At 68.7% G+C, this 21,611-nt stretch carries 12 protein-coding genes; 6 read left to right on the top strand and 6 right to left on the bottom strand.

Annotated features, from left to right (window positions below):
* Positions 1 to 57: 57 nt before the first annotated feature.
* Together AC3IR9_RS15700 and AC3IR9_RS15695 are read right to left on the bottom strand one after the other, a co-directional pair.
* Positions 58 to 1,059, bottom strand: coding sequence for an alpha/beta fold hydrolase (locus AC3IR9_RS15700; protein ID WP_489291844.1), 1,002 nt, complete (start codon positions 1,057 to 1,059; stop codon positions 58 to 60).
* 43 nt (positions 1,060 to 1,102) lie between these two features.
* Positions 1,103 to 2,485 carry an L-serine ammonia-lyase gene (locus AC3IR9_RS15695; RefSeq protein ID WP_489291843.1) on the bottom strand — a complete coding sequence of 461 codons (1,383 nt, stop codon included), beginning with the start codon at positions 2,483 to 2,485 and terminating at the stop codon, positions 1,103 to 1,105.
* A 97-nt stretch (positions 2,486 to 2,582) separates the two neighbouring features.
* On the opposite strand from AC3IR9_RS15695, the gene AC3IR9_RS15690 reads away from it, so the two are divergent.
* Complete coding sequence (locus AC3IR9_RS15690) at positions 2,583 to 2,801, top strand: glutaredoxin family protein (RefSeq protein ID WP_489291841.1); 219 nt, start codon at positions 2,583 to 2,585, stop codon at positions 2,799 to 2,801.
* Between the two features lie 289 nt (positions 2,802 to 3,090).
* Here AC3IR9_RS15690 and AC3IR9_RS15685 read toward each other — a convergent pair whose 3' ends face one another.
* The 3 genes from AC3IR9_RS15685 to AC3IR9_RS15675 are packed head-to-tail and all read right to left on the bottom strand — an operon-like array spanning position 3,091 to position 4,915.
* Positions 3,091 to 3,657, bottom strand: a complete 567-nt coding sequence (locus AC3IR9_RS15685) for a YceI family protein (protein ID WP_489291840.1) — start codon at positions 3,655 to 3,657, stop codon at positions 3,091 to 3,093.
* A 2-nt stretch (positions 3,658 to 3,659) separates the two neighbouring features.
* Positions 3,660 to 4,232 (bottom strand): cytochrome b, encoded by a 573-nt coding sequence (locus tag AC3IR9_RS15680; protein ID WP_489291838.1) that lies wholly within the window; start codon positions 4,230 to 4,232, stop codon positions 3,660 to 3,662.
* On the bottom strand, positions 4,229 to 4,915 hold the full coding sequence (locus AC3IR9_RS15675; RefSeq protein WP_489291837.1) for a YceI family protein: 687 nt from the start codon (positions 4,913 to 4,915) through the stop codon (positions 4,229 to 4,231). Before AC3IR9_RS15675 ends, AC3IR9_RS15680 begins: the two co-directional genes overlap by 4 nt.
* 219 nt (positions 4,916 to 5,134) lie before the next feature.
* Here AC3IR9_RS15675 and AC3IR9_RS15670 point away from each other — a divergent pair, with 219 nt between their 5' ends.
* The 4 genes from AC3IR9_RS15670 to AC3IR9_RS15655 all read left to right on the top strand — a co-directional run bounded on the left by AC3IR9_RS15670 (position 5,135) and on the right by AC3IR9_RS15655 (position 19,232).
* Complete coding sequence (locus tag AC3IR9_RS15670) at positions 5,135 to 8,725, top strand: hybrid sensor histidine kinase/response regulator (RefSeq protein WP_489291835.1); 3,591 nt, start codon at positions 5,135 to 5,137, stop codon at positions 8,723 to 8,725.
* A gap of 184 nt (positions 8,726 to 8,909) precedes the next feature.
* Complete coding sequence (locus tag AC3IR9_RS15665) at positions 8,910 to 12,395, top strand: hybrid sensor histidine kinase/response regulator (RefSeq protein WP_489291834.1); 3,486 nt, start codon at positions 8,910 to 8,912, stop codon at positions 12,393 to 12,395.
* Positions 12,392 to 15,577, top strand: a complete 3,186-nt coding sequence (locus AC3IR9_RS15660; protein WP_489291833.1) for a two-component regulator propeller domain-containing protein — start codon at positions 12,392 to 12,394, stop codon at positions 15,575 to 15,577. The genes AC3IR9_RS15665 and AC3IR9_RS15660 overlap by 4 nt, the downstream gene beginning before the upstream one ends.
* A 124-nt stretch (positions 15,578 to 15,701) precedes the next feature.
* Entirely contained in the window at positions 15,702 to 19,232 is a 3,531-nt protein-coding gene (locus tag AC3IR9_RS15655; RefSeq protein ID WP_489291832.1) for a hybrid sensor histidine kinase/response regulator, read from the top strand.
* Between the two features lie 676 nt (positions 19,233 to 19,908).
* Here the strand turns inward: AC3IR9_RS15655 and mdtD are convergent.
* Complete coding sequence (gene mdtD, locus AC3IR9_RS15650; RefSeq protein ID WP_489291831.1) at positions 19,909 to 21,312, bottom strand: multidrug transporter subunit MdtD; 1,404 nt, start codon at positions 21,310 to 21,312, stop codon at positions 19,909 to 19,911.
* Between the two features lies 1 nt (position 21,313).
* On the opposite strand from mdtD, the gene AC3IR9_RS15645 reads away from it, so the two are divergent.
* Positions 21,314 to 21,568, top strand: a complete 255-nt coding sequence (locus AC3IR9_RS15645) for a hypothetical protein (protein ID WP_489291830.1) — start codon at positions 21,314 to 21,316, stop codon at positions 21,566 to 21,568.
* Positions 21,569 to 21,611: the final 43 nt, after the last annotated feature.

Genomic DNA, 21,611 nt, shown 5'->3' with positions numbered 1-21,611 from the left:
GGCGCGGTCAATGTGGCAGCCGACCAACGGTCGGCTCTACCGGGGGGCGGTGGCCGGTTACAGCGGGGCTGCCAGCGCCTTCAACAGCGCCGCGTTGAACCGCTTCGGGTCCTGCACCTGCGGCGAATGCCCCAGGTCCTCGAACGTCACCAGGGTCGCCCCGGGAATCGCCGCGGCCGCCGCCTTGCCCAGTGCCGGATAGTTGCCCAGCGTGGCCTTCAACGCCGGCGGCGCGAGGTCGCGGCCGATCGCGGTACGGTCGGTCTGGCCAATGAACAACGTGGTGGGCACGCGAAGGCGCGGCAGTTCGTACACCACCGGTTGGTTGAACACCATGTCCGAGGTCAGCGCCTGGCTCCAGGCGACGGCCTGTTTGCCCGGCCCGGCATACATTCCGGCCTGCATCCGCGCCCAGCGGTCGAACGCGGGCTGCCAATCACCGTTGTAGTACACCTCCCGCTGATACTTCTTGATGCTCTCCAGGTTGGTCTTCAGCTCGTTGGCATACCAGGCATCCACGCTGCGCCACGGCACGCCTTTTGCCTTCCAGTCTTCCAGCCCGATCGGGTTGACCAGCGCCAGGCTGCCCAGGTGCTGCGGGTACATCAGCGCGTAGCGCACCGCGAGCATGCCGCCCATCGAATGGCCAACCAGATCGACCTTGGCTGCGTCCAGGCCGAGGTGGGCGAGCAGGGCATGGGTATTGGCAGCCAGTTGGCCGAACGAATACTGGTAGCGTTCGGGCTTGCTGGATTTGCAGAAGCCGATCTGGTCCGGTGCGATCACCCGGTAGCCGGCCGCGCTGAGCGCGCTGATGGTGTCTTCCCAGGTGGCCGCGCAGAAGTTCTTGCCATGCAGCAGCACCACCGTGCCGGCGAACGCCTTGCCGGCCGGCGCCACGTCCAGGTAGGCCATCTGCAGCGGCTGGCGCTGCGACTCAAGGTCGAAGGTCTTGACCGGCCACGGGTAGTCGAAGCCTTCCAGGCGTGGCCCGTATGTATCGGCGGCAAGGGTGGTCAGCGGCAGGCAGGCGAGCAGGGCGGCAGCCAGGATGCGCATGGCGGTCTCCGTAGGGGGAGCGCTAAGCGTAACCCGGCAGCGATCAGCACTCGATGACGTTGACCGCCAGCCCGCCGCGGCTGGTTTCCTTGTACTTGTCCTGCATGTCACGACCGGTATCGCGCATGGTCTTGATGACCTTGTCCAGCGATACCTTGTGCTTGCCATCGCCCCGCATCGCCATGCGCGAGGCATTGATGGCCTTGACCGCGCCCATCGCATTGCGTTCGATGCAGGGAATCTGCACCAGCCCGCCGATCGGATCGCAGGTCAGGCCCAGGTTGTGTTCCATGCCGATCTCGGCGGCGTTCTCGATCTGGCTCGGGTTGCCGCCAAGGGCGGCGACCAGCCCACCGGCGGCCATCGAGCAGGCCACGCCGACTTCGCCCTGGCAGCCGACTTCGGCACCGGAAATCGAGGCGTTTTCCTTGTACAGGATGCCGATCGCCGCCGAGGTCAACAGGAAGTCGAACACGCGTTGTTCGTTGGCGCCGGGACAGAACCGGTCGAAGTAGTGCAGCACCGAGGGCAGCACGCCGGCCGCACCGTTGGTGGGGGCGGTGACCACGCGGCCACCGGCCGCGTTCTCCTCGTTGACGGCCAGCGCGTACAGGTTGACCCAGTCCAGCGTGGTCAACGGATCGCGCATCGCCGCTTCCGGCTTGGAGGACAATTCACGGTAGAGCGCCGGCGCGCGGCGCGACACATGCAAACCGCCGGGCAGCGTGCCCTCCTGGCGGATGCCGCGCTCCACGCAGCTCTGCATCGCGCTCCAGATTTCACGCAGCTGTTCGCGGATCTCGTCTTCGCTGCGCCAGCATTTTTCGTTCTCGAACATCATCTGGGCAATGCTCAGGCCGCTGCGCGCGGTCTGTGCCAGCAGTTCGTCGCCGCTCTTGAACGGGTAGGGCAACGGGGTTTCATCGGGCACGATGCGGTCATCGGCGGCGTCATCCTGGTTGACCACGAAGCCGCCGCCCACCGAGTAGTAATCGCGGGTGGCGATCACCTGCTCGTCGGCGTCATAGGCGGTGAAGCGCATGCCGTTGGTGTGGTAGGGCAGCTTCTGGCGTTTGTTCAGGCCCAGGTCGCGCTTCTCGTCGAAGGCGATCTCATGGGTGCCCATCAGCCGGATCCGCTTGCTGCTGCGGATGCGTTCGAGGGTCTCGGGAATGATGTCCGGGTCGATCAGGTTCGGGCGCTGGCCTTCCAGCCCCAGCAGCACGGCCTTGTCGGTGCCATGGCCGCGCCCGGTCAGGGCCAGCGAGCCATAGACGTCCGCGCGGATCCGCACCACGTCCTGCAGGCGGCCCGGGTCGAGCAGCCAGCGGTGCACGAAGCGTTCGGCGGCCTTCATCGGTCCCACGGTGTGCGAAGAGCTCGGGCCAATGCCGATCTTGAAAACGTCGAACGTGCTGACAGCCATGATTGCCAAACTGCGGGTATCGGATGGAGCACTATTCTATGCTGTCGCGGGCGCCTGCCATGGCTGCGGCGCAACATTTCCGAAGGAAGGTGGGCCGGTGTTTACCTTGTTCCAGCGTGACGACTGCCATCTGTGCGACCAGGCCCTGGCGGTACTGGCACACGCCCGCGTGCCCGGGTTGGACAGCGTGTTCATCGATGACGACCCGGTGCTGGAAGCCCGCTACGGCCTGCGCGTGCCGGTGCTGCGCGACGCGCAGGGGCGGGAACTGGACTGGCCGTTCAACGAGGCCGCCGTAGCGGCCTGGCTGGCGTAGAGCGGGGTTCTACCCCGCTGCGGGATCCTGCCCCGCCGGGCAGAGCCCGGCGCTACGCCAGCGCCAGCCAGAAGGTCGTGCATGTCTGCCCTTGACCTCCTTTGCGCACCGGCCAATTGTCGAGGGCCGGGGTGGGCGGGTATGCGGGACCCTGAGCCGCATGGATGCGGCGCCGGAGCTTACATGGATGTACTTGCAGCGTGTCCCGCATACCCGCCCACCCCGGCCCGGCCTGGGACACCTGCACATTTCGCGTTGCCCTGGAAGAGCAGCCGGGCAGAGCCCGGCGCTACTTCGCCTTCAACACCACCTTGGTGCTGATCGCGGTCTCGTTGGGGATGGTCTTGGTGTCGGCCCAGTCGCCGCCGCCCACGCCGAAGTCCAGGCGCTTGATCGTGGCCTTGCCGCTGAGCACCGGCTGCGCGCCCGGGGTCCAGGTGAAGGTCAGGGTGACCGGCTTGCTGATGCCGCGCAGCTCCAGGGTGCCGTCGGCGGCGTACTGGTTGTTGCCCAGCGCGCGGAACGTGCTGGCGCTGTACTTGGCCTGGGCGAACTTGCCGACGTTGAAGAAGTCGGCGCCCTGCAGGGTCGAATCACGGTCGCTGTTGCCACTCTTGGCGCCGGCCAACGGGATGGTGACCTCCAGTTTGGAGCCCTCCAGTTTGGCCGGGTCGAAGCTGAGCTTGGTGTCGAAGCCGGGGAAGCTGCCGGTGAACACTTCACCGTCGTACTTGGTGGCAAACACCAGTATCGAGCCGGGCGCCTGCACGTAGTCGGCGGCGAAGGCCGGGGCAGTCGCCATCATCCCGGCCAGGGCGGCGGCGACGGCGGCGGGGGAGGTCAGTTTGATGTTCATCTTCAATCCTTCTGGGGGGAGGCGAGCCAACGCTGCGGCAGCATGCGCGCCAGGGTCGCATCGCGTTGGTAAAAATGGTGGTAGAGCGCGGCGCCGGCATGGGCCAGCACCACCGCGATCAGCAGCCAGAAGCCCCATTCGTGGATGGCATGGGACACCTGGGTAACGCGTTCGTCCGGGCCGCTGAGCTTGGGCACCTCGACCAACCCGAACCACCGGAACGGCCGCAGGCCACTGGCCGAGTCATACAGCCAGCCCGACAGCGGAATGGCGAACATCAGTCCATACAGCAGCCAATGCGTGGCCGAGGCAATGCGTTCCTGCCAGCTGGGGGTGCCGGGCACCGGCTCGGGTGCACCGGCGTACAGCCGCCAGCCCAGTCGCGCCACGACCAGCGCCAACACGGTGATGCCGATCGACTTGTGCATCGTGTAGATCCAGAAGTACTTCGGCGTCTTCGGAAATTCGCCCATGGTCAGCCCGACGATGCCCAGGGCGAGGATCAGCAGGGCGATCAACCAGTGCAGGGTCTGGCTGACACCTCCCCAGCGGGTCGCGGTGTTCTTGGCGGTCATGGCGTGGTCTCCTGGACCGGCTGTGGGGGTGGTGACTGGGAGTCGTCAGGGGTGTCGGGAGTTCCCGCGTCATCGACGGACGGTGTGTCCTGCGGATCGGTGGCGCTGCGGTCGCGGACCGCCTCGGCTTCGATCCGCAGCTGCACTTCATCGCCGATCATCGACGGCCAGGCGGCCACGCCGAATGCGCTGCGGCTGAGCGTGGTGGTGGCCGAGAACCCGGCCGTGCGGCGGAAGGGGGGCAACGGATGGCGTTTGAGCGCATTGAGGGTGACCGCCAGGGTGACCTCGCGGGTGACCTCGCGCAGGGTCAGCTGGCCGCTGACATTGGCGTGGGTGGCATCAACGGGTTCGACCCGGGTCGAAACGAAACGTGCGTCGGGAAAGCGCCCGGTATCGAGCAGGTTGCGGGCCCGCGTGGCCTTGTTCCAGCTGTCATCGCCCAGGTCCAGGCGTTGCATGGGCACGCGCACGCTCAACGTGGCGCTGCGCCAATCGTCCGGGTCGAAGGCAAGTACCCCCTCGCTGCCGGAAACGGTGCCCAGTGCGTGCGAGAAGCCGGCATGCTCCACCGCGAACATCACCCGGGTATGGACCGGATCGAGCCGATAGGTGTCCGGCGCTGCCTGCGCCGCCAGCGCGGCGCTGCACAGCAGCAGGGCAAGAATCAGGCGCTGGGTCATTTGCCGGGCTCAAGGGTAGGTCGGCACCGATCATACCCATAGCCCCGTTACGGCCGGCAATGCCATGGCTGCAACAGACCGTGGTGCCCCCGTGCGGCGCGATCCATGCTTGCACGGGCACGGGGGAGGCAGCCGCGCGTTCGGGCGGGGCATGCCACCGGGCAACGCACGCGCAGTCGCGGGCGCTGTGGGACAATTGCCCGCTATAGGGAGAGCTGGATGGCGACAGGGGCGCGAGGGTGGTGCGCGGGCATCGTGTTGTTGGCACTGGCGTTGTATGCGCTGCCAGCAGTGGCGGCAGCGGCCAGGACATCGGCAGGGACAGCGGCGGAAACGCCACGCATGCGTCGGCTCGGTGCGGCCGAAGGCATGCCGTCGCGCATGGTGCTGGCGCTGGCCCAGGATCGCCAGGGCTATGTCTGGGCGGCCACCGATGATGGCCTGGCGCGGGTGGATGGCGTCGGGCTGCGGGTCTGGCAGCACAACCCGGCCGACCCCGATTCCATCCCCGGCAACGAGATCGAAACCCTGCTGGTGGACCCGCTGGACCGGGTCTGGGTGGGGGTCAACGGCGTCGGTCTGAGCATGCTGGGCCCCGCCCGTGAGCGCTTTGAACATTTCCCGGAGCTCAACGAGCGCTGCACCGGCCAGTTCTGGGCACTGGCCTACGCGGGTAAATCGCTGTGGATCGGTACCAACCGGCATGGTCTGTGCCGGCGGGATGAAAGCGGCGCGTTGGTACGTTACCAGGCCGACCCCGACGATCCGTCCAGCCTGCCCGACAACACCATCTACAGCCTGCTGGCCGACCCGCAGGGCCGGGTATGGGTAGGCACCGACGGTGGCCTGGCGCGCTGGGACGGGCAGGGCTTTACCCGCATCGCCCCCGAACTGCTGGGGGACAAGAGCGTGTTCCGCCTGACCCGCGACACCGATGGCACGGTATGGGCCGGCACCGAAGGCGGGTTGTTCCGGATCGATCCGGACGGCAGCGTGCGCAAGGCGCCGTGGACGCTGAGCGCGGACGTGCGTGCGGCCACGGTGGTGCATGACCGCAACGGCGGCTACTGGCTGGGGACCGCCGATGGCCTGTACCGCGGCGACGATACCGGCGTGCGCGTCCTCGCCGGCGATGCCGGCAGCGGTTTCCTCACCTCCCGCAGTGGCGTGCTGGACATGCTGCAGGACCATGAAGGCGGGCTGTGGGTGGCCATGCTCACCCAGGGCCTGGCCTACCTGCCGCCGGATTGGAAACGCTTCTCCACCTGGTACCAGCTGGATGGCAAGCCGCTGGACAGCGTGTACCTGCTCAGCGCGGCGGCGGCCGGCAATGACTTTTACATCGCCGGTGCGCATGGCATCTACCAGCTCGATGCCGGCGGCACCCTGCGCCAGATTGCCGATGACAAGCAGTTGGGCGTGGGCGCGAACTGGTCGCTGCTGCCGCGCGCGGACGGTGCGTTGTGGATCGGCCGCGCCGGGCGATTGGCGCTTTACCAGCCGCGTACCGGCGCGCTGCGCCACTGGCAGATCGGAGGCGGCTCGGACGTGCGCCAGCGCATCGACCTGATCCGCCAGGCACCCAATGGCGAGCTGTGGTTGTCGGTGATGAGTTTCGGTATCCAGCGTCGCGCCGCCGACGGCACCGTGCTGGACACCATCCGTAACGACGAAGGGCGGGGCCTCACTGAAAATCCGGTCGAACAGATGCTGTTCGACCCGCGCGGGCAACTCTGGGTGATGGGCGACATGGGCCTGCTGCGCTGGAACCAGGACCGCTTCGAGCAGGTGCCCGGGGTCTCGCGCGGCTCCATCTACGACATTACCTGGGTGGGCGAGGACGAACTGTGGCTGGCCCGCAACGGCGCGTTGGAGCGCTATCGCTGGGACGGCTTGAGCATGACCCTGCGCGAGCGCGTGGGGGCCGCGCAGGGACTGCCGGCAGTGTCGATGGGCGGGGTGGTGGTCGGTAGCGAGGGCAAGGTTTGGGCGACCACGCCGCGTGGCCTGGTGTGCTGGCATACGAAGGAACGGCGCCTGCGGATCTATGGCGAACGCGATGGATTGCCCGACGTGGAGTTCAGTGGCCGGCCGCCGGTGCGCGCGGCCAATGGGCGGGTGCTGGCGGTGACCGCCACCGGCCTGGTCGGCTTCGATCCCGATGCCGCCGACCTGCCCCTGCCGCCCTCGCAGCTGGTGATCGACAGCGTGCAGGTACGCCGCGACGATGCGGAAGGCCAGCAGTCGTTGCCGGTCAACGCGCCGATCGTACTCGGCCCGCTGGACCGCGACCTGATCGTCACCGCGCGCCTGCTGTCGTTTGCCAACCCGCAGGGCAACCGCTACCGCTACCGCGTCGCCGGCTATGACCAGAACTGGGTGATGCAGGCGGCCGATGGCGAACGGTTGTTGTCGCGGCTGCCGTCCGGGCACTACGCCATCGATGTGCAGGCGGCGACGCCGCAAGGCCAGTGGACGCCGTCGCGCACGCTAAGCGTGGAAGTGCTGCCGCCGTGGTGGCGCAGTGGCTGGGCGATCCTGGTTTACCTGTTGCTGTGGCTGCTGCTGGTGGCGGGGCTGGCCTACGTGGCGCGCGCGCGGTTGCGTCGCCGGCAGCAGTGGCAGTTGACTGTGCACAAGCAGCAGATCGCCGAGCAGGCGTCGCAGGCCAAGAGCCAGTTCCTGGCCACGCTTGGGCACGAGGTGCGTACGCCGATGACCGGGGTGCTGGGCATGAGCGAACTGCTGCTGGCCACGCCGCTGGATGAACTGCAGCGTGGCTATGCCGCTTCCATCCAGCATGCAGGCACCCACCTGTTGCGCCTGGTCAACGACGCGCTCGACCTGGCCCGGATCGAAGCGGGGCGGCTGGAGCTGGACATCCGCCCCTTCGACCTGATGTCGATGCTGGCCCAGATGCAGGCGCTGATGGAGCCGATGGCGCACCACCGCGGGCTGGCCTTCGAGCGCAGTTTCAACCTCGCCGGCCCGGTCCAGGTCAGTGGCGATGAAATGCGCGTGCGGCAGATCCTGATGAACCTGCTCGGCAACGCGATCAAGTTCACCGAACGCGGCCATGTCGGCCTGGGCGTGACGCTGCTGGACGATGGCCTGGGCATCGCCTTCGAGGTGACCGACACTGGTCCGGGCATCAATGCCGACCAGCAGCAGCGCCTGTTCCATCGCTTCGAACAGGCCGACGGTCCGCGCACGGCATCGCGCTACGGAGGCAGTGGGCTGGGCCTGGCGATCTGCCAGGAGCTGGCCGTGGCGATGGGCGGGAGCATCGGCATCGACAGCCGTCCCGGCCACGGCGCGCGCTTCTCGGTCGAGCTGCCCCTGCCATGGACGCTGCAGCATGGTGGCGTGCCGCGCGACGCGCAGGACGTTGCCCGCATCCAGCTGCCGCCGTTGCGGATGCTGCTGGTGGAGGACGATCCAACCGTGGCCAAGGTCATCGCCGGCCTGTTGCGCGCGCGTGGCCACGAGGTGACCCATGTGCTGCATGGTCTGGCCGCGCTGTCCGAAGTGGCCGCCGATCGCTTCGACGTGGGCCTGCTCGATCTGGACCTGCCGGCATTGGACGGCATCGCCATTGCCGGGCAGCTGCGTGCCATGGGCTACGAACTGCCGTTGATCGCCGTCACCGCGCGGTCGGATGCTTACGCCGAACAGCAGGTGCTGGAGAGTGGTTTCGACGGTTTCCTGCGCAAGCCGGTCACTGGCGATCTGTTGATCGATGCCATTGCCCGCGCGCGTTCGCGGCGACAACCGGACAGTGGATCGGGCGGCCCAGTCGTTTTGGATTGATGGGAAGTGTTGATCTGCAGTTGTTGATGCAAAATTTGATTCGTCAAGCTGTGAACCTGGGCCTGTTCGCGGCGTGTAACCGGGCGTCGGGCTGTCTATCGTTGTCGTGATGAATCAGATGCGGTTCGAATGACGCGTGGTGCGGGGCAGGAGATATCGACGGACGGGCGTGCGGGTACGCGCCATGGCGATGCTGGTGGCCCTGTTGTGGCACGGCATTGCCGTTGCCGACGTGCTCGATCTGCCCTGGCCGCGCCAACTGGGGGTCATCGATGGGCTGCCGACCACCGGCATCCATGCCATCGCCGAGGATGCCACCGGGTATCTGTGGATGGCCGGCAATGATGGCCTGCTGCGCTTTGATGGGCGCCACTCACGAACGTGGCAACGCGAAGACGGTCTGATCGACCCCACGTTGCGCGCGCTGCACATCGATGCCACCGACCGGCTGTGGCTGGGCACCGCATCGCAGGGCGTGCTGATGATGCCGGCCGACCGCAGCGGCTTCGAGCCGCCCGAGGCCCGCGCGCCGCTGGCGGTGCGCAGCGGCAGTATTGCGGCCATCACCAGCGGCGGCGACGGTCGCGTCTGGGTGATGGGTGCGGACCATCGGCTGTATGTCCTGCCTGCGACCGGCGGCGGCTGGCACCGCATGGATTCCGGGGCCGCCACGGTCCACGTCACCGCGCTGGCGCGGGATCACCAGGGGATCGTCTGGGTAGGCACCCTGCAGGGATTGCATCGCGTGCACGGTGACCGGCTCGAACCGGTCGCCCTGCCAGCAGCAGCGTCCGATCACCGGATCCGGGACCTGTGGGCCGATCCGCGCGGCGGCATTCGCGCCCGTACCGCGCGCCACAGCTGGACATTCGCTGGCGACGCCACCCTCGCCGCTGCGGCCGCGCCCGCGCGGTCCTTGCTGCGCAGTGAAGACGGTGCGTTGTGGCAGCAGCACACCTCCGGCCTGTACCTGCATCGCGGCGCGCACAGCCAGCGCGTTGCCCTGCAGCCGTTGCACGGTTCACCGGCGCGACCGGTGGTGATGCACCAGGCGTTGCAGGACCGACGCGGCGACCTCTGGTTCGTCAGCCGCGCGCACGGACTGTGGCGGTTGTCCGCACGCTGGCGCGAGTTCACCGCATTGCCTGCCGCCGCCGACGGCCTGCCGGGAATCCGCAGCCACTACGCACTGGCCCTTGCCGCCGCCGCCGATGGACGGCTATGGGTGGCAGGCGGGCAGGGCCGGCTGCAGCGGCTGGACCTGCGCACCGGTGCCAGCAGCGATCATCTCCAGTACCCCCATGCCGGGCTCACCTCGGCCGCGGTTGGCATGGCCGAGGATGCGCGGCAGCGGCTGTGGATCGCCAGCGCCGGGTACCTGCTGCGCTACGACCCGGCGCGGGCCCAGGTACGGCGCTGGTCGCTGGAACTGCTCCCGGGGACGGGCCCGATGAACCTGCAGGCGTGTGCGGACGGCAGCGTGTGGGTGGCCCATGCGCGGCAGATCCAGCAGTGGTCGGGAACGGGGGTGCGGCTGCGCGCCGAATCGCCGCAGGCACTGGGGTTGATGCCGGGCATCGTGGCGCGACAACTGCTGTGCGCGCGCGACGGGAGGTTATGGGCCACCGACGGCGATGGACTCCGCTACTGGGACCCGATGCAGGCGCGTTTTGTTGCCACCGATGTCGGGCCTGGAGCGGTGGCGGCCATCGCCGAAGCACCGGATGGCAGCCTCTGGCTCAGCCGTCAGGATGCGCTTGAACAGCACCGCTGGGAGGGTCGTGCGTTGCGGCAGGTGCGCCGTTTCGGCAGCGCGCAGGGCTATCCCATGGTGCGTGCGGACGCGCTGGCCGTGGATGCCGACGGCGTCGCGTGGGCCGGTGCGGCGCGCGGCCTGATCCGGGTGGACCCGGTGCGGGGGCGTGTACGCGTCCTGGGCAGTGCCGACGGGCTGCCCGTGCAGGAGATCCTGGGCCGGCGGCTGGTCCGGTTGGACAGCGGCGCGTTTGCCGCCGCCGTACGCGAAGGTGGGCTGCTGCTGCTCGAACCGGGCGCCGTGCAGGAGCGTCGCCCGGTGCCCACCCTGGTGGTCAATGCGGTCGGCATGCAACGCAACGGTGCGTCGCTGTCGCTGCGTCCTGGCGCCGGCCCGGTGCCACTGTCCAGCGCCGACCGCGACATCCGGATCGTGGTCAATCTGCTGGGCCCCGGGGATCCCGATCGCATCCAGTACCGCTTCCGACTGGCTGGCCGGGACCGGGACTGGGTAGCGACCGGCCCGGTCGCCCAGCGCATGTTCGCCGCACTGCCGGTAGGCGACCGCCGGGTGGTCGTGCAGGCGCGCCATGGGGATGGCCCGTGGTCACTGCCCGTGTCGGTGATGCTCCAGGTGGCGCCCAGCTGGTGGCAGACCTCCGTGGGGAAAGGCGGGCTCGCCTTGGCCGGCCTGCTCAGCACATTGGCCCTGTGCCGCAGCGTAGCGGGCGTATTACGGCAGCGTCGGCACTTGCTGGATGCAGGCGCCCAGCGTCGCCTGGCCGAGCAGGCGTCGGCCGAGCGCACGCGGTTCCTGGAGAACCTCGGGCGGCGTATCCGCCTTCCGATGACGGTGATATCCGGCTGGAGCGAACTGCTGTTGCAGGGACCGCTGAGCGGGCGCCAGCGAACCCAGGCCGACAGCCTGCAACAGGCCGGTCAGCACCTGGTGCAACTGGTGGACGATGCGCTGGACCTGGCCAGTATCGAGGCCGGCCACCTGCAGCTGACCATGGAGGCATTCTCGCCCACCCTGCTGCTGCACGAGGTGCGTGCGCTGTTGTTGCCGGTGGCGGAGGCCAAGCAACTGGCGCTGGACTGGAACAGCACGCTGGACCCCGAGCGCGCGCTGCTGGGCGATGCACGGCGGCTGCGCCAGATCCTGTTGAACCTGGTGGGCAATGCGCTGAAGTTCACCGCGCAGGGACGGGTCGGCTTGTCGGCGCAGGCCGGCGCAGGCGGCGACGGTCTGCTGCTGGCGGTGGAGGACACCGGGCCCGGCATGACGCCCGAACAGATACAGCGCCTGTTCCAACGCTTCGAACAGGCCGACGGTGCCGATACCCTGGCTTGTCATGGGGGTAGCGGATTGGGGTTGGCGATCAGCCGCGAACTGGCCCAGGCGATGGGGGGCGATATCCGGGTGCAAAGCCAACCCGGCCGCGGCACCCGGTTCCAGGTATGGCTGCCGCTGCGCACCGCGACGGTGCAGGCAGGGACGGAAACGGAAACGGAAACGGTGGTGGCGCCGATGACCGGTGGGTCCGCCATGGCCGGACGTCGCGTGCTGGTGGTGGTTTCGCAGCGGGAGGTGGCCGAGGTCGTTGCTGCATTGCTGCGCGCGCAGGGGCTGCAGGTCAGCTGTCACTGCGTGGGAGAGCAGCCGTTGGCGCGATGGACGCCGATGTCCTGGGACCTGCTGGCCGGTGATCCCGACCTGCGCATCGACGCCGAAAGCCTGGGTGCGGTGTTGGCACGGCGTTGGCCAGGCGTGCCACGGCTGGCGTTGACCGCACGCGCCGATGCGCGCGCGGCGCGCGATGCATCGGCGGCAGGATTCACGGCGTTCCTGCGCCTGCCGGCCGGACCCGACGCTCTGCGGGCGGCACTGGTGCACTGTGGGTTGAAGCGATGACTGCCCGCGCGCGCATCGGCCACCGAGGATGGCTGTTGCGGATGGTGCTGCTGGTTGCGGGTATGCCGGGCAGCGCGTCGGCGATGGGGGCGCTGGCCACGCACTTCACTACCGCCGATGGTCTGCCCTCCAACGCGGTCTACCAGGTGCTGGAGGATCGACACGGTTACCTCTGGTTTGCCACCGACGATGGCCTGGCGCGTTTCGACGGGCGTCGATTCCGCATCTGGCGCAGGGAGCAGGGGCTGGCCGATAACGTGCTGAGCAGTCTCGCCCTGGATACCCAGGACCGGTTGTGGATCGGGACCCACCAGGGCGAGCTGATGCGCATGTCGGCCGATCGCAGCCGCATCGACCGTTTCGGCGCTAGCCACCATCCGGCCCTGGCCGGTGCAACGATCAGCGCGCTGTTGCCCGATGCCGAGGGCGGCGTCTGGATCGGGACGCGCGGTGCCGGCCTGTTCCATCTGCAGCCGCCGCACCGGCTCCATCACTACCTGCCAACGCTGCGAGCCGACGGTGTGCCGGAAGGCGACATCGAACACCTGCAACGCGATGCTCGGGGCAATCTGTGGGTGGGCACGACACAGGGGTTGGCGCGCTGGCGCGCAGGGCGTTTCCATCGACCCGAAGACACGCGGCTGGCAGGCGCGGCCGTCACTGGAATGCAGGTGGATGCCGCCGGCGCGGTATGGGTCAGCAGCGCGGCCGGGCGCTGGCGAGGGCGCGGTGGGGACGCGTTGGAGCGCGTTTCCGCACATCCGCAGGCGCACCTGCTTGGCCTGGGGCGTGACGACGCACCGTGGCTGGCCGAAGGCGCGCGGGTCTGGCGGCAATCCTCGGCAACCGCGGTACCGGTGGTGCTGGCGGCACCCGGGCGTGCCGGTGCGCCCCGCCTGCGGGTGGCGTTTGAAGACCGTTACGGCGGCGCATGGCTGCTCGGCCGGCATCTGGGGGTCTGGCGCCTGATGCCGCTCTGGCAGCATTTTCAGTGGCAATCCGCACCGCTGCAGCGCGTCGGCCTGGACGGATTCGTCGCCGGCAGTGGGCGGACCAGCGTGGAGCTTGCGTGTGCGAGCGGCCAGTACTGGCGGCTCCACGACACCGCGCTGGAACGACGTGGCGCCGACCGTCGGCGGCCGGTGCGCTGGTCGTTGGCCCGCCTGGGGATCGCGGCCGCACAAGGCCCGCTGTCGCTGCACTGTGCGCGGGACGGCAGCGTCTGGCTGGCCGGCGAGCACGGCCTGCTGCGCTGGAATGGATCGGGCGTGCCCACGGCAATGAAGGTGCCCACCGGCATTACGGCGATGCATGCCGCTGCCGATGGGGGGCTGTGGCTGGCCACGGCCGGCACGCTGCAGCGCTATCGATGGCAGGCCGGCACCCTGCAGCACAGCGTGCTGCTGGGCGCCGGCGATGGCGTGCCGTCCTTTGCGTTGCACGCGATGGCCGAAGACGCGGACGGCGTGGTGTGGGCCACATCGAGCCATGGCCTGCTGCGTATCGCACCGGCCCGGCGCGAGGTTCGCGTGTATGCGCGCGACGATGGCATCCCCGAGGCACTGTTGCAGGGGAGCCTGCAGGTTGACGGCAACACGATGCTGGCCATCGACGATGAAGGCGGTGCCCTTGGCTTTGATGTGCGGCGGCTGGGTGCTCCGCGTGCGCCGTCCGCGCTGGCGATCGAGCGCGTGCAGCTGCGCCGTGGTGGCCGCCTGATCACCTTGCCGACACTGGCGCCGTTGCAGCTGCATGCCGGCGACCGGGAGATCCAGATCACCGCACAGGTGCTGTCCGCGCAGCTGGACCGGCACCAGCAGTACCGCTTCCGGCTGCCAGGGGACGGGCAGGGCTGGCGGCGCACGCGTCATCGCGGCACGGTGGTCTTTGCGCAGCTGGCGCCGGGCGAGCACGTGCTGCAGTACCAGGAACGTGGCAGCGACGGTCGCTGGTCGGCACTGCAGGCGCTGCCATTGCACGTTCAACCGCGTCGCTGGCAGCAGCCGGGACTACCGGCATGGCCGCTGGCCGTGGCGGGGGTGTTGGCGGGCGTGTCTGGCTGGACGGTCTGGCGCGTGCTGTGGCGCCGGCGCGAGCGGCGCAGCGCCGCGCAACGCCAGCAGTGGGCACGGCAGTCCGGGCAGGCCAAGGCGCGCTACCTGGCGACGCTGGGCCATGAAATCCGTACGCCGCTGACGGGGGTGCTGGGCATGAGCGAGCTGTTGCTTGCATCGCCCCTGGCGGCGCAGCAGCGCAGCCCGCTGCTGCGGATCGACATCGCGGGCCGGCAGTTGCTGGAGATCGTCAACGAGGCATTGGATGACGCCCGCATGGAAGCGGGCCGATTGCCGCTGCAGGCCTGCACGTTCGACCTGGCAACGCTGCTGCGGCGATGGCAGTACCGGTTGCAGCTGGACCTGTGCGCGCGCGGAAACACCCTGGTGCTGTGCATCCACCTGCCCGGCGATGGGCGCGTGTGCGCCGACCCGCGGCGATTGCGGCAGCTGTTGCAGGCCGCGGTCGACGCGCTGCTGGAGGTCAGCCCGGCGTCTCCGGTGGCGGCGAAGGTGGAATGGCTGCCGGGGCGCAGCGGCATGCTGCTGGACCTCCAGACGATGCCGAACAGGGCCGCCCCCACGCCGAACGAGGCGGCATTGCGCGACGCGTTGCGTCGCGTGCGGGTGTGCGCCAAAGCGCTGGGGGCCGTGCTGCTGGCCGTGCCGGCCGGCGCCTGTGGGCGGCGGCTGCTGCTCAGCGTGCCGTTGTCCGGGGCAGCGGAGGCAAGGGCATCGGGCGGGGCGGCCCCGGGCCGGTCATGCCGCGGCCGGCGAGTGCTGCTGGTGGAGGATGACCCGCTGGTAGCCGAGGTCCACTGCGGGTTGCTGGGCGCGCGCGGGATGCAGGTGGTCATTGCCGCACACGCGTTGGCGGCGCTGGGCGAACTGGCCACCGGCCACGTCGACGTGGTGCTGCTGGACCTGGACCTGCCCGGCGTGGATGGCTGGCAGCTGCTGCAGATGCTCGATGCCCAGCACTGCCGGGTGCCGGTGGTGGTGCTGACCGCGCGGCGTGACCCTAGCCTGGCCGAGCGCGCCCGTTGCGCCGGCGCGGCCGGGCTGCTGCACAAGCCGGCCGACGCCGACCAGCTGCAGGCGGCAGTGGGCGCAGCGCTGCCGGCCTGAGTGGATCGTCGCAGCGCAGCGAACGGTTTACCATGCGGAACCTGGCCCAGCACCGGCGCGCCGCAGGGTGACCGGTCGTTGCGGCCTGACGTGCATCCATGGACCGAATCGGGAGACCCCACTGGTGGTGCCTTTGCGTTGGCTGCTGCTGATCGGAATTGCGTGGTGGTGGCCGACGCTCGCCGCCGCCCAGCCGGTGCCACCGACGCCGCGCCAGCTGACCGTGTTCGATGGCCTGCCGTCCAACACGGTCAACCGCATGGCCGAGGACGGTTACGGCTACCTGTGGATCGCCACCAATGATGGACTGGCCCGCTACGACGGGCGCAACTATCGGGTCTGGCGGGCCGAGGACGGGTTGCGCGACAACCACGTCTGGAGCGTGCACGTCGATGCCCGCAACCAGTTGTGGATCGGCACCGAAAACGCCGGGCTGGCGATGATGTCGGCCGACCGCCGCGAACTGCGCTTCTTCGACCGTGCCAGCCATCCGGTGATCGGCAGCAACACGATCTGGAGCATCACCTCCACCGCCGATGGCACCGTGTGGTTTGGTACCTTCGAAGGCGGCCTGCACCGGCTGGACCGCGACGGCAAGGTCACCCGTTTCATGCCCGAGCTCGGCAACCCGCGCAGCCTGCCATCCTCATCGGTCACCCAGCTGGCGACCACCCGTGACGGTAGCCTGTGGGTAGGAACCAAGGCCGGGCTGGCACGCTGGACCGGCAGTGATTTCGAGCGCGTGCCCAGCCGCATCCTGCCCGAGCAGACCGTCAACGGGCTGACCGCCGAGATCGACGGCAGCCTGTGGATCGGTACCAATGCCGGGGTGGTGGTGCGGCGCCCCGACGGGCATTTCGAGCCGGCGCCGTGGAAAGTCAATCCGGGAGACCAGATCCTGGGCATGATGCTGCGCGACGAGCAGGGCGGGTACTGGCTGGATACCCGCTCGGGATTGGGCCGGGCGTATGAAAACCAGTTCCAGCCGGTGCCGTTGTACAGCGCGGTGGCGCGGGGCCAGGTGCGGCCTAACTGGACCGGCGCTTACGAGGACCGCGAAGGCGGCATCTGGTTGGCCAGCACCAACGGCGGGTTGTGGCATCTGTTGCCGCGCTGGTGGCAGTTCTCGGTGTTGTCGCGGCTGGAGGACGACCCCTCCTCACTGCGCAATGCCTATGTACTGGGCATGGCAGCGGCCGCCGACGGGGGGGTATGGACAGTGGGCACGCACGGCGCACTGGACAAGTTCGATCCGGTCACCGGTGCGGTGTCCCAGCACCGCACCTGGGTGGATGGTACGCAGTGGCTGCAGTCGGTCCAGGAGGACCCCAACGGACGGGTCTGGATCGGCTCGTTCGATGCGCTGCTGCGCTACGACCCGCAGGATGCCTCGCTACGCCGCTGGGGGCGCGATGCCGCGGTGGATGCGGCCATGGAAGGCCAGGTCGAATCGCTGGCACTGTGTGATGGCGGGCGGCTGTGGAGTGCCGCTTCCAGCGGCCTGCAGCAACGTGACCTGGATGGGCATGTGCTGCACCGGGTGGCGACCGGGCATGCCGGCCTGGCACCGGGCCAGATCACCCTGGACCTGATGTGCGGCGGCCAGGACCACCTGTGGGTGGCCACCAACCAGGGGCTGTTGCAGTGGGTGCCGGCGCGCTCGCGGTTCGAGCCGGTGCCCGGTGCGCCACCGGCGGCCATCCACGCGCTGACCCGTGCCGACGACGGCAGTGTGTGGCTGTCCGAGGAAGGTCGGCTGAGCCAGTACCGATGGCAGGAGGGCCGGCTGTTGCTGCAGGCGGTGATCGGCGGCGGCGCAGGTTATCCGGAGGTATCGGCGACCGGCCTGGTGGTGGATGCGCAGGGTGTGGTGTGGGCGGCCAGTTCGCGCGGCCTGATCCGGGCCGACCCGCAGATGGGCAGCGTGCGCCTGTATGGCGTGCATGACGGCCTGCCGAGCCAGGAATTCCGCCGCAGCACGCTGACCCGCACCGGCACCGGCCGCATCGTGGGCGGCACGCCGGCCGGGGTGGTGGTGTTCGATCCGCGCCAGGTGCGGCCCTCCAATCGGCGGGCGCCGTTGGTGATCGAGCGGGTGGAAGTGCGCCGCGGCGACCGTGTCGCCGATCTCACCCACCTGACGCCGCTGGAAATCGCCGACGCCGACCGCGACCTGCGCATCGTGGCGCGGCTGTTGTCCTTCGCCGATTCGTCCTCCAACAGTTACCGGTATCGATTGGCCGGGTACGACCCGGATTGGGTGGATGTGGGGCCTGCGGGCGAGCGCGTGTTCTCGCGCCTGCCGCCCGGTCGTTACCGGTTGGAAGTGCAGGCGCGTTCGGCCGACCAGGTGTGGTCAAGGGTGCAGTCGCTGGAATTCCGGGTGCAGCCACCGTGGTGGCGCAGCCTGTCCGGGCTGCTGGTGCTGACCTCGATGACGTTGTTGCTGATGAGCCTGTTCGCCTGGCTGTACCGGCGCCGGCTGCAGCGTCGGCATGCCTACCAGCTGGCCCTGCAGAAGCAGGAACTGGCCGAGCAGGCCTCGGCGGCGAAGACGCGCTTCCTGGCCAACCTGGGGCATGAGGTACGCACGCCCATGACCGGGGTGCTGGGCATGAGCGAGCTGTTGCTGGGATCGTCGCTGGACCCGCAGCAGCGCAGCTGGACCGCCTCGATCCGGCATGCCGGCGAGCACCTGCTGCACCTGGTCAACGATGCGCTGGACCTGGCGCGGATCGAGTCGGGGCGGCTACAGTTGCAGGCACAACCGTTCCAGGTGCACAACCTGGTGGAGGATGTGTGCACGCTGATGGCGGCGCTGGCCGAGCAGAAACAGCTGCGTTTCGCGGTGGACAACCAGTTGCCGCCCGGGTTGTGTGGCGTCGGCGATGCGGTGCGGGTGCGGCAGATTCTGCTCAACCTGCTGGGCAACGCGGTGAAGTTCACCTCGCACGGCGAAGTGCGTTTGAAGGTCAGTACGTTGTCGGCCGAGCGCGGGCTGTACTTCGAGGTGTCCGACACCGGTCCGGGCATCAGCAGCGACCAGCAGCAGCGACTGTTCCGACGCTTCGAGCAGGCCGACGGCGCGCGCACCGCCGCGCAGTACGGTGGCAGCGGGCTGGGCCTGGCGATCTGCCGGGAACTGGCGCTGGCGATGCACGGCCAGATCGGGGTGGAGAGCCAGCTCGGCGTGGGCACGCGCTTCAGCGTGACGTTGCCGCTGCCGCTGGAAATCGCCCCGCTGGCGGCCGGGACCGACGGTGCCGAGGAAGTACCGGCGTTGCCATCCCTGCGCATCCTGCTGGTCGAGGACGACCTGACCGTGGCCAGCGTGATTACCGGGCTGCTGGGCGCACGTGGGCACCAGATGGTGCATGCCGAGCATGCGCTCGCCGCGCTGCGCGAGGTCAGCGGCATGTCCTTTGACGTGGTGTTGCTGGACCTGGACCTGCCGGGGCTGGGCGGGATCGAACTGGCCGGGCACCTGCACAACCAGGGCTATGACATGCCGATGATCGCGGTGACCGCGCGCACCGACCCGGGCATCGAAGAGCAGGTCATGACAGCGGGCTTCGCCGGTTTCCTGCGCAAGCCGGTGACCGGGGACCTGCTGGTTGAGTCGATCGCACGGGCGTTGCGCGCCCCCCGCAGGTAGAGCGCACCGTGGGTGCGCTGGAGGTCATCGGAGCAACGGTCCGCTGCTACAGAAGAGGTCGCCTACTCGGTGTAATGCTGTTTACTTAAGAAAAGCGCCGCGATCCCACCAGGGGTCGCGGCGCTTTTTGGTTGTTCTCTGCGTTGAGTGGAGAGATTCACTTCAACGGGCGGCAACGAGCGTGTGCGTCTTCGCTCGGGTGTATCGCGAGCTTTCGGTGCTGCTTGGCGGCCGGCAGGCCCTTTCGCAAATGTCCCCCGGCCGACGCCTGCGGCGACGGCCTCCTCCTTTGTTTCGCCCAAGGACCTGCCGGCCGCCAAGTGGGTTGGCTTGCGCCGTTTCGGTTTTCCGCGCGCGGGCACCGAAAGGTAGGTCACCACCGTTGGTGGTGACGCTGACCCGAACCACGCATGCCTGGCCAGATACGGGAGACCGAAAAGTTCGGCAGGCGGAAAAAACGCTGGGCAGAACGCAGGCGGCCTCCCGGAAGCATGGAATTGCCCTGCCTTCCGCAAGCCGAGCCCCTTCGCGGCCGGCAGGTCCTTGGGCAAAATCAAGGAGGAGGCTGCCGCAGGCGGCCGGGGGACATTTGCACCAAGGGCCTGCCGGCCGCGAAGGGGCTCGGCTTGCGGTATGCCCGAACGACGCTGCGGCCGCTTAAGTGAACAGCATTCACCTACTCGGCGACCTCTTCTACATCGCGCGGGGAGGGGCGGGTGTCGGGCAGTTGCCAGAAGATCAGGGTGGAGGTGAGGGTGATGGCGCCGACACAGACGAAGGTGGCGTGCAGGGCGGCGGTGGCCCCGTGCAGCGCGTCCAGATGGTCGAAGGCGGCCAACAGGCTGCCGGCCGCCGCTGCGCCGAAGCCGGTGGCCAGCATCATCACCATCGACAGCAGGCTGTTGCCGGCACTGGCGAAGTCGCGGTCGAGATCGCGCAGGGTGACCGTGTTCATGACGGTGAACTGCAGCGAGTTGACCGCGCCGAATACCGCCAGCTGGATGACGCGCACCCAGATCGGCTGGCCGGGGGTCATGAAGATGAAACTGGCCATGGCCACGCCGACCAGCACGGTGTTGACCATCAGCACGCGGCGGTAGCCGAAGCGTTCGACCAGTTTGACCGCATAGCGTTTGGAGAGCATGCCGGCCGCGGCAACGGGGATCATCAACAGGCCGGCATTCATCGGGCTCATGCCCATGCCGACCTGCAGCAGCAGGGGAATCAACAGCGGCATGGCGCTGCTGCCGATCCGCGAGAACAGGTTGCCGAGGATGCCGATGCGGTAACTGGGCACGTGGAACAGGGCAAGCGAAAACAACGGTGCGGTGGAGTTGGCGGCGTGCAGCCAGTAGCCAACCAGGGCGGCGAGGCCGGCCACGGTCATCAGCATCACCAGGGCATGCGGGGTGGCCATGCCGGAGATGCCGTCCAGGGCAAGGGAGAGCACGACCATGCCGAAGGCGAGCATGAGGTAGCCGGCCAGGTCGAAGCGGGTGCGGTGTTCGGCGTAGTGGTCGGGCATGATTTTCATGGCCGCGATGTAGCCGATGATGCCGATCGGGAGGTTGATCAGGAACACCCAGTGCCAGGAGGCGACTTCGACCAGCCAGCCACCGAGAGTGGGGCCGATGAGGGGGCCGATGAGGGCGGGGATGGCGATGAAGCTCATGGCGCGCAGGAATTCTTCGCGGGAAACCGAGCGCATGACGGCGAGGCGGCCGACCGGGAGCAGCATCGCGCCGCCGATGCCTTGCAGGACGCGGGCGGCCACGAGCTGGTGCAGGGTCTGGGCCAGGGCGCAGGCGAGCGAGCCGAGGGTGAACAGGATGATGGCGACGAGGAAGGTACGGCGGGTGCCGAAGCGGTCGGCGATCCAGCCGGAGGCGGGGATGAAGGTGGCCACGGCGAGGGCGTAGCTGAAGACCACCGACTGCATCTGCAGGGGGCTTTCGCCGAGGCTGCGGGCCATGGCGGGGAGGGCGGTGTTGACGATGGTGGAATCCAGCATCTGCATGAAGATCGCCAGCGACACCAGCCATAGCAGGGGCCGGATCGAAGCGTAGCTGCTGGTGGTCATCGTGGGTGCCTTCATCAACGAGGCGCACATGATCGCCGATGCGGGGTCAGGGTGTGGTCAAGATGCGGTAGCGCCGACCGTGGGTCGGCTGCGCTTCGCGTCGCCGGTGGCGCCGCCCCTGGTCGTCATGCTGTTTACCGAAGTGAGGCGCGTCTTCGGCTGGCTGCAACGCGAGCTTGCGGAGCCCCTTGGCGGCCGGTACGCCCTTGTGCAAATGTCCCCCGGCGCCAGCCTGCGGCTGTCACCTCCTCCTTGATTTTGCCAAGGACCTACCGGCCGCCAAGGGGCTCCGCAAGCTC

The organism is Stenotrophomonas sp. GL_101, assembly GCF_057835675.1.
The sequence above is the reverse complement of the archived record's forward strand: the minus strand, read 5'-3'. Positions and strand labels throughout refer to the sequence as shown.

Bases quoted from the DNA above. Each gene is read 5' to 3' on its own strand.
- AC3IR9_RS15700 (WP_489291844.1), bottom strand. From the start codon at position 1,059: ATGCGCATCCTGGCTGCCGCCCTGCTCGCCTGCCTGCCGCTGACCACC.
- AC3IR9_RS15695 (WP_489291843.1), bottom strand. From the start codon at position 2,485: ATGGCTGTCAGCACGTTCGACGTTTTCAAGATCGGCATTGGCCCGAGC.
- AC3IR9_RS15685 (WP_489291840.1), bottom strand. From the start codon at position 3,657: ATGAACATCAAACTGACCTCCCCCGCCGCCGTCGCCGCCGCCCTGGCC.
- AC3IR9_RS15680 (WP_489291838.1), bottom strand. From the start codon at position 4,232: ATGACCGCCAAGAACACCGCGACCCGCTGGGGAGGTGTCAGCCAGACC.
- AC3IR9_RS15675 (WP_489291837.1), bottom strand. From the start codon at position 4,915: ATGACCCAGCGCCTGATTCTTGCCCTGCTGCTGTGCAGCGCCGCGCTG.
- AC3IR9_RS15670 (WP_489291835.1), top strand. From the start codon at position 5,135: ATGGCGACAGGGGCGCGAGGGTGGTGCGCGGGCATCGTGTTGTTGGCA.
- AC3IR9_RS15665 (WP_489291834.1), top strand. From the start codon at position 8,910: ATGGCGATGCTGGTGGCCCTGTTGTGGCACGGCATTGCCGTTGCCGAC.
- AC3IR9_RS15660 (WP_489291833.1), top strand. From the start codon at position 12,392: ATGACTGCCCGCGCGCGCATCGGCCACCGAGGATGGCTGTTGCGGATG.
- mdtD (WP_489291831.1), bottom strand. From the start codon at position 21,312: ATGACCACCAGCAGCTACGCTTCGATCCGGCCCCTGCTATGGCTGGTG.